This window comes from Stenotrophomonas sp. 05L414_2 (assembly GCF_056397905.1).
In genome coordinates this window covers 1-7,334 of sequence record NZ_JBFTOJ010000184.1, presented here as the reverse complement: position 1 = coordinate 7,334, position 7,334 = coordinate 1, and the positions used below count along the sequence as shown (strand labels likewise).

Below are 7,334 nucleotides of genomic sequence, written 5' to 3'. Positions count from 1 at the left end.
ACCCCAGGCCATTACCCCGGTTTGCGGGCGGCAGGTAGAACAGGTCGATGAACAACAGGCCCAGCGAGGTGCGCCCGCTCAAGCCACCCACCACTTCGCCGCTGGCCGGATCGGTGGCCAGCACGGCCAAGGTGCGTCGATCGGCATGGCCGGCCGCCTGCAGATTGAACTGATCCAGGCCATCGGCAATCAGCTCCAGTGCTTGCGGGCTGGGGGCGTCGGTCACGGCGATTTCGAGCTGCATGCGGTCCATTCCCTGGGCGACTAACGGAACCGCCGATGCTAGCAAGCGACCTGCGGAAGCGGGTGACTGTTCAGGTTTTTTGGCGTAGCATGCGCAGCGTTGGGCAGGCACTGACCGTGGCGACACGGAACAGGCCTCGTACCTTGCAGAACTTGAAGAAACCGGGGGTGCATTGGTTTCGACGGGGGTTGTGAAGTCGCCTGGCGCATGCCGAGGGGGTAGCTTTCCTCGTAAATCCAGCTGCAAAACTCTAGTTGCCAACGACGACAACTACGCTCCGGTCGCTCTCGCAGCCTAAAAACTGCGGTGCGTGACCTTCTGCCGACTTAGGCGGAGCCTCGAAACTGCTTGTGTCCATGCTCGCAGCGTAGAGTCATTATCATGGAATCGCGCTGGGCGGCTGCCTGTCAGTCCGGCACAAGAACACAACAGGCTGGTTCCCGGGTGCGCTTTGCACACCGTGCTGCTCGGGGATGAGATTCAACGGTGAGCTAAGCATGTAGTGCTGGGGATGGAGTGCCTTCGGACGGCGGTTCAATTCCGCCCACCTCCACCATTTGTACCGCCCTTCGGGGCACGAAAAGCCAGATCTCCCGTCGATTGGGGTCTGGCTTTTTTGTTGGCCGCATCAGGTCCAGAACCGCTGCCTCGACAAGGAGAAGCACCGTGGCGTTGATGAACAGCTCCGAATGCAACTGCAAGGCACGCAGCGATACGGCGATCTGCCCGACCTGCGATGCAGCTGCCCCACCGGCCACTCAGCAGCCAATCGACGCTGTCTATGCGGCACCGGTATCGCAATCCGCGCCTATCGCCAGGAACCGTGCCATCTACATCCTGCTCGCCTTGTTCCTGGGCATTTTCGGCGTGCACAACTTCTATGCTGGTTACCACGGACGCGCGGTCTGCCAACTACTGATCACGCTGTTGTTGGGCTGGCTCTTGATCGGCGTGCTGTTCACCGGCCTATGGGCACTGGTGGAAATGATCACAGTGGAAACCGACGACTCTGGCGTGCAGATGGTGTAATCCCTGGCTACGGGAGGGGCTGCCATGGATCTCGACAGAATCGACGTTGTCTCCTGGCTCGACCAGATCCTGGATCATGATCCGGCAACCTTCGAAGACGCCTATTGGGGTCTTCGCCCGGCCGTGGCCATTGCGGTGCCGCATCTGCTTGCCCGGCTGCCGGCCGTGGATGATGGTTACTCGCGCGGAAAGCTGCTGGAACTGCTCGGCGAATCAGGCGACAGCACGGTCAGCCCGACCCTGCGGGCTGAGCTGCAGCATCCGTTGGAAGAGGTCCGCCAGTGGGCGCAACTGGCCTTGGATGCCCTTGATCGGGGAATCCCTTGGCAGCCCAGCGAGGGGGCCTAGCCGACAACGCTGCCCTGCCCCACACTTCAGCCTGTCTTCCCGGACTTGGTGCCGGCGCCTCCGCTGCTCCGCGACATACAGAAGGATCTGCAATGAACAAGCCGCTTATCGCCCTGATGCTGGGCCTGCCCTTGACAACCGCCGCTGTTGCCGCACCTCCGGCAACCAGCACCACCGCGCTGGAAACTCTGCTGGCCTGCAAGGCGGGTTCCGATTTCACTGAAGCGCAGGTGGAGCAGGCATTCCATGCCGCCGGCCTGAGCCGCGACCCCGGCAGCGTGTTCGAGCCCAAGGGCAAGCCGGTGGCGCTGTTCGGAGGCACCGTAGCCAGCGCGGATGTGAGCATTTCCAAGCCCTACAAGAGCCTGCATGTGTATCTGCAGGGCGTCGATCACCAGCGTTTGGCCCGATCCTGGGGAGTGACGACGGTCAACGACGCGACCGAGACCGAAGCGCCTTCCTACCTCAAGAAGATTGATGCCACGCACACGCTGCATGTGGCTGCCGGTGACGACTACGAAGGTTATTCGGCTGCGGTGACCTGCCTGATCGAAGGATGATCTGCGGGGAGACCGGCTGACAGGCGGGGTTCGCCGGGCACGGTCCGACGCTGCCGCAGGCCTGCTTCCGCGTTGACACGCCTGCCGCTAGAGTGGCGCCAGCGCAGGGAGTTCACATGGAAAGAACAGGCATCGGCGTCATCCGCACCACCTTCGTCCTCGTTGCCCTGCTCGCCCTGAGCGGGTGCGCGACGCTGCGCCAGTTCGGCCCATCGGTGCAGGTGGGCACGGTCACGCCAGGACAGTACATCGCGCTCAAGCGCGGTGACATTCTCACCAGCGGCAAGCTCAGCGCGGCCACCATGGAGACCCTGCGCGTGGCCGGCCTGGACGAGGGCGCCTGTGCCAAGCCCGGCCTGCCCTGCATCGAGGCGATGGAGGGCAGCATCGTCGTCCGCGAGGAAGACAAGCGCTCGGCGCTGGCCGAACTGTGGGTGCAGTACGCGATGACGATGCCGGCGCCGAAGCGCGAGTCGGCGTCGGTGGCCCGCAGCAAGGCCGCGACCGCCCCGCCTGACCCGACCTTCCAGCCGCGCCTGGATGCGTGGATGCAGATCGCGCGGCAATCCTATGCATATCTGTTCTTCACCGAACGCACCGCCAACCAGCGTGGTTTCGAAGACCGCCAGACCCAGGTGCGCGACTACTACAACCTGGCCGTGCAGGAGTCAGCCGTGCTGCTGTTCGAAGCCTATTCGAGCAAGCAGGTGCGCAACGACAACGGGCGGTTCCAGCTGGGACGCTGGACCTTCGTACTGGCGCCTGCCGACGATGGCCCGGCAGCGGACACCCGCGAGCCGCTGGAACTGGTACCGGCCGCATCGATGTCCTTCACCGGCACCCTGCGCAGCGTGCATCGCCGCGATGGCTTCGGCGCCGAACTGGTGGCGGTGATGGCAGACCCGGCCAGCACCGGCCTGGCGGCCGCCGCCGCTGGTACCGCAACGACGGCCGAGCGCGACTGGAGCGAGATGCCGTCGCCGTCGATGACCGTGCTGTTGCGTTTTTCCGGCAACAACCTGTGGGAAGTGCTGCACGACGACGAGCCGGAACTGGAGATCCACGACCCCTACCAGGTGGCGGTGGTGGAACTGCACGGCGAACAGGTGCCACTGGCGGCGAACTTCACCGCCGGTTACGCGCTGTGGCTGGCCCGCTCCAACTTCAGCCGGCAATCGCTGCGTACGCTGTTCGGCGGCAAGGGCGGCATCGACAAGCCGCATCTGTTCATGATGCAGCCGTACGATCCGGACCGCCGCGTGCTGCTGATGATCCATGGCCTGGCCAGCAGCCCGGAGGCGTGGGTCAACGTGGCCAACGAACTGATGCGTGACGATGAGATCCGCGGCGACTTCCAGATCTGGCAGTTCTACTACCCGACCAACATGCCGATCGCCCTCAGCCACGATGAGATCCGGCGGATCCTGCATGAGGCACTGCAGCACTTCGACCCAACCGGCAAGGCGCTGGCATCGCGCGACATGGTGGTGGTCGCGCACAGCATGGGCGGGGTGATTTCGCGGCTGATGGTGTCCTCCTCCGGCGACCATCTGGTCGACACCCTGCTGGCGACTGCGCAGATGACTCCGGCGCAGCGCGAACTGCTGCGCACGAAGGGCGCGCCAGTGCTCACATTCCAGCCGGAACCGGAAATCTCACGGGTGGTGTTCATCGCTACCCCCCATCGCGGCACCGATGTTGCCGGCACGCGCCTGGGACGCTGGCTCGGCCGCTTCGTGCGCCTGCCGCTGACGGTGCTGGAGGATGTCGCGACATTGGCAAACGACGGCAAGGTCGAGCGCAACGACGACAAGCACGGCTACCAGATGAACAGCATCCAGAACCTGGACAAGGACGATGCCTTCGTCAAGGCCGTGGCCGATCTGCCGATATCGCCGAAGGTGCGTTACCACTCGATCATCGCGCGGACCCAGGCCGAAGGCCCGCTTGAAAAGACCGACGATGGACTGGTTCCCTACTGGAGCTCGCATCTGCCGAAGGCCGTCTCGGAAAAGGTGATCGTGTCCGGTCACAGCGTGCAGGAAGCCACGCCGGCCATCGTCGAACTTCGCCGCATCCTGCATGAGGACATGGAGGCTCATCCTCTGCCGGCGAAGTAGCGCACGACTTACAGCAACCATGGCCCGCGCTTTCCCGTCCGGGCCACCGACAACGAGGCAATGGAATGCATATCTCAACACTGGTCGAGCTGCTCGGCAGCAAGGGCTCGGATGCTCATCTGCAGGCATGGTTCGCGCAGCACGGTATCGGCAAGCCCCCGACCACGATCAGCGCGAACCAGGGGCAGAAATCGGTCAAGGACAAGCTCCACGACATGGAGTTCTACTTTGCCTTCGACATCATCAATGATCGCTTCTATCCGCCCACCGTCGGAGCGCGTGGCAGCCTGCTGAGCCACTTCAAGTCCGCCACCCTGTTCAGTCGCCGGCCCAAGGGTAATCCGCCAAAGCCCGAAGGCTTCTGGGACGGATACGTGCAGCCATCAGCCACACTCCAGGACTGCCTGGCGTACTTCGACGGCCGGTTGGAAGAATTCGGCGACACCGCCTACTTTGCAAAGCCGCTTACCGGGGACGTCGACATCAAGCTCTGGTTCTGCAAGCGCAGGCAGCGCGTGGACACCATCCAGCTCAATCTGCATGAGGACCGCGAGTTCATCGGCCATCATGATTTCGACCCTGGCAATGAACACAACACCACCCCGCAGGCGGCAACGCTGGTACTGAAGTGGCTGTTCGATCGCCGGCACCTGCGGGTGCCGCAGGCACTCTACGAGGCCGGGTTGGAGGATGATCACCAGGCGATCCTGCGCTTTGCCGAGCAACATCTTGGCAACCACATCTGGGCAGGCCAGCTTCACGATTCACCTGCGCTGCGCAGCGTGCTGGCCCACACCAGGACCACCCGCCCCCTGCGACTGGACAACGGCAGCCCGCTGCACTTGTTCGACAAGTGGCTGTACCTGAAGGCAGGCGGAGCATGGGAACGGCATCAGGCCCTCTACAACGACGACACACTGGCGGACTGGAGTGCGAGCGTGGATGCGTTCGAACGCGCGGTGGTGCTTGATGCCGCGCAGCGACAGGCTTTCCTGGCAATGCTGGACGACGCCTACCAGCGGGTTCAGCAAGCGCACCCTGCCTGATCGCATTGGGGGAAATCCCTCATCGTGCGTACGCATCGCTCTGGCTAAGGTGACCACTCTCTTCCGCAGGAGGTCCGCATGAACACGTCAGAACCCAGCCGTCAGCCCAGCCCCGATCCGGCCGAGCGGGATGCGTTTTTCCCGTCGCCGTACTCGCTGTCCCAGTTCACTTCGGCAACCACCGATCTGTCCGGCGCGGACTATCCCGATGCCCGCCGTGACGGACGCTGGAAAGTGCTGATGATCGCCGCCGACGAACGTTATCTGCCGACCGCCAACGGCCATCTGTTCTCGACCGGCAACCATCCGGTGGAGACGCTGCTGCCGATGTATCACCTGCACAAGGCCGGTTTCGGCATCGACGTGGCGACGCTGTCGGGCAACCCGGTGAAGTTTGAATGGTGGGCGTTCCCACGCGAAGACCGCGAGATCGGCGGCCTGTACGAACGCTACGAATCCCGCTTCCGCCAGCCTCTGCACCTGGACGACGTGGCGAGGGCACTCGATGCCGGTTCGGACTACGCCGCGGTGTTCATTCCCGGCGGTCACGGTGCGTTGATCGGCCTGCCGGAAAGCCGCGCGGTGAAGGCCACCCTGCAGTGGGCGGTGGACAATCAACGTCACATCATCACCCTCTGTCACGGCCCTGCCGCGCTGCTGGCGGCCGGCGTGGATGAAGCCGGTGGCGGTTCATTGTTCCGCGGGCATCGGATCTGCGCCTTCCCCGATGCGATGGACCGGCAGACCCCGGATATCGGCTACATGCCTGGTCAACTGCCGTGGTTCTTCGGTGAGCGCCTGGCCCAGCAGGGCGTGCAGATCGTCAACGAGGGCATCGATGGCAGCGTGATGCAGGACCGCCTGCTGTTGACCGGCGACAGCCCGCTGGCGGGCAATGCGCTGGGCAAGCTGGCTGCGCGCACCCTGCTGGATGCGTTGGCCGGTCGCTGAGAGGACAGGCACTTCCTGCCGACGCAGGCTGCGTGCTACACAGGACCGCGCCTGTGTTCTGCTGCAGGTGCGGCGCCGGCACGCTGTTGCCAGCGGCGGTCGGCAGTCATTGCATCAATGGAGTCTGGTAGCACCCACGACAACAAGGAGCGTGTTCGATGATGCTGCACAAGAAACTGTTCGCGTGTTCATTCGGTGCCGTGCTGGCGCTTGCCGCGCTGGTGCCTTCGGCACCGGCAAATGCCGCCGAAGAGGTCGGCCTGCAGGAAGAGTGCGTGCCCTTCCGGGCCGGCTTCGGCATCCACCAGCGTTGCACGCTGTACGTGGTCTATGACGATGGCACCCGCGTGGCCAGCGACCACTACAACCGCGACGAGAACGGGATGATGTACGACCCCTGATCGCTCAGTGGCATCAGCCGGGCGGTCGCACGCCGTCCGCCCGGCCCTTGCAGCCGCCCATCCCGGCATACCGCTGCCCTCGCCTTCCATGGCATCCTCCATGAAACCGCTTTCATGGAATGGAGGGATTCCACGATGTTGTCTCGCTTTCGCACGTCCGCGCTCTGCGCACTCCTGGCTTTTGCACTGCCCGCCGCCACCTGGGCAGCATCGCCCGCGCCGTTGAAGGTGATGTCCTTCAACGTACGCACCCCTGCCGACACCGACCCTGGCAAGCGCTGGGAAGACCGCCGCGATGCCATGGTCAAGGTGATCCAGCAGGCGCATCCGGCGGTGATCGGCACCCAGGAGCTGGTGCTGGAGCAGGCCAATTACCTGGCCGAACATCTGCCCGACTATCGCTGGTTCGGCGAAGGCCGCCGCGGTGGCAGTGGCGACGAACACATGGGCGTGTTCTACGACAGCAAGGTGCTGGCGGTGGAAGAGTCAGGCAATTTCTGGCTGTCCGATACGCCCGAGGTCGCAGGCAGCATCAGCTGGGGCAACCTGTTCCCGCGCATGGTCACCTGGGCCGTGTTCCGCCGCCTGGATGATGGCCGTCGCTTCTACTTCATGAACACCCACCTGCCCTACCG

The 7,334-nt window shown here is 64.0% G+C and carries 8 protein-coding genes, 1 other RNA gene and 1 pseudogene; 9 read left to right on the top strand and 1 reads right to left on the bottom strand.

The features are described 5' to 3' along the window. Positions 1-244, bottom strand: a pseudogene (locus AC1DJN_RS19005) (GNAT family N-acetyltransferase); the annotation flags it as partial. A 163-nt stretch (positions 245-407) separates the two neighbouring features. Here AC1DJN_RS19005 and ssrA point away from each other — a divergent pair. The 9 genes from ssrA to AC1DJN_RS18960 all read left to right on the top strand — a co-directional run. Further along, positions 408-800, top strand: a transfer-messenger RNA (tmRNA) gene (gene ssrA / locus AC1DJN_RS19000). Positions 801-919: 119 nt separating this feature from the next. Further along, a complete protein-coding gene (locus tag AC1DJN_RS18995; protein ID WP_051585128.1) occupies positions 920-1,273 on the top strand; it encodes a TM2 domain-containing protein in 354 nt (117 codons plus the stop codon). Between the two features lie 24 nt (positions 1,274-1,297). Beyond that, positions 1,298-1,621 carry a HEAT repeat domain-containing protein gene (locus AC1DJN_RS18990; protein WP_032977815.1) on the top strand — a complete coding sequence of 108 codons (324 nt, stop codon included), beginning with the start codon at positions 1,298-1,300 and terminating at the stop codon, positions 1,619-1,621. A gap of 92 nt (positions 1,622-1,713) precedes the next feature. Beyond that, positions 1,714-2,181: a hypothetical protein gene (locus AC1DJN_RS18985; RefSeq protein ID WP_442251957.1), complete on the top strand. Its 468-nt coding sequence runs from the start codon at positions 1,714-1,716 to the stop codon at positions 2,179-2,181. Between the two features lie 116 nt (positions 2,182-2,297). Then, positions 2,298-4,301: an esterase/lipase family protein gene (locus tag AC1DJN_RS18980; RefSeq protein ID WP_105163871.1), complete on the top strand. Its 2,004-nt coding sequence runs from the start codon at positions 2,298-2,300 to the stop codon at positions 4,299-4,301. A gap of 65 nt (positions 4,302-4,366) precedes the next feature. Continuing rightward, a complete protein-coding gene (locus tag AC1DJN_RS18975) occupies positions 4,367-5,347 on the top strand; it encodes a hypothetical protein (RefSeq protein WP_313115022.1) in 981 nt (326 codons plus the stop codon). A 78-nt stretch (positions 5,348-5,425) separates the two neighbouring features. Continuing rightward, positions 5,426-6,298, top strand: coding sequence for a glyoxalase III HchA (hchA, locus tag AC1DJN_RS18970; protein WP_313115024.1), 873 nt, complete (start codon positions 5,426-5,428; stop codon positions 6,296-6,298). Positions 6,299-6,456: 158 nt separating this feature from the next. Then, positions 6,457-6,699, top strand: coding sequence for a hypothetical protein (locus AC1DJN_RS18965; RefSeq protein ID WP_025878849.1), 243 nt, complete (start codon positions 6,457-6,459; stop codon positions 6,697-6,699). A 135-nt stretch (positions 6,700-6,834) separates the two neighbouring features. Then, on the top strand, positions 6,835-7,334 hold a 500-nt coding region (locus tag AC1DJN_RS18960; protein WP_478039790.1), incomplete at its 3' end, for an endonuclease/exonuclease/phosphatase family protein.

What these genes read in the sequence shown, in the direction of transcription:
- AC1DJN_RS18995 (WP_051585128.1), top strand. Translation starts at nt 920, where the DNA reads ATGAACAGCTCCGAATGCAACTGCAAGGCACGCAGCGATACGGCGATC.
- AC1DJN_RS18990 (WP_032977815.1), top strand. Translation starts at nt 1,298, where the DNA reads ATGGATCTCGACAGAATCGACGTTGTCTCCTGGCTCGACCAGATCCTG.
- AC1DJN_RS18985 (WP_442251957.1), top strand. Translation starts at nt 1,714, where the DNA reads ATGAACAAGCCGCTTATCGCCCTGATGCTGGGCCTGCCCTTGACAACC.
- AC1DJN_RS18980 (WP_105163871.1), top strand. Translation starts at nt 2,298, where the DNA reads ATGGAAAGAACAGGCATCGGCGTCATCCGCACCACCTTCGTCCTCGTT.
- AC1DJN_RS18975 (WP_313115022.1), top strand. Translation starts at nt 4,367, where the DNA reads ATGCATATCTCAACACTGGTCGAGCTGCTCGGCAGCAAGGGCTCGGAT.
- hchA (WP_313115024.1), top strand. Translation starts at nt 5,426, where the DNA reads ATGAACACGTCAGAACCCAGCCGTCAGCCCAGCCCCGATCCGGCCGAG.
- AC1DJN_RS18965 (WP_025878849.1), top strand. Translation starts at nt 6,457, where the DNA reads ATGATGCTGCACAAGAAACTGTTCGCGTGTTCATTCGGTGCCGTGCTG.